The 396-nt window shown below is 61.6% G+C and carries 1 protein-coding gene; it reads right to left on the reverse strand.

The genetic code is table 11. From position 1 onward, the window contains the following. Positions 1-158 precede the first annotated feature (158 nt). On the reverse strand, positions 159-396 hold a 238-nt coding region (locus HV824_RS36710), incomplete at its 5' end, for a TraB/GumN family protein (RefSeq protein ID WP_176425378.1).

A 396-nucleotide genomic window follows, 5' to 3' on the forward strand; every position in this document is an offset into this window, starting at 1 on the left:
GCCCAGCTCAGTGCGCTTCCAGACCGACTGGTCCAATACCGTGCAACTGGAGTCAGATGCTGCCGCGCGGATGCGCGCAAGGCCCGGTGCCTTTCGCATCTGCGCGGCTTGGTCTTGGCCATAGACGACATCTTGAGCGCGATGCATTGCATCATCCATCATGGTGCTTGCATCTCCATTGCTGTGTCATTCGGCAGCAGAATGTCGTTGACTTGGTAGCCGTCCGCTCGCAAGAGTGCGATGAGTCCGTCGGACCCTGGCAGGTGAGCAGCACCAACCGCGACCACCGCGCCGCCGGCGTCGAGGGCTTGGCGCAAGCGCGGCATCCAGGACAAATTGCGGTCGTGGACCATCAGGCGGTGATAGATCGCCGCATCCTCTGGAGATTCGTTACCC

This window comes from Myxococcus sp. AM009 (assembly GCF_013372605.1).
In the GTDB taxonomy this organism is placed as follows: domain Bacteria; phylum Myxococcota; class Myxococcia; order Myxococcales; family Myxococcaceae; genus Myxococcus; species Myxococcus vastator.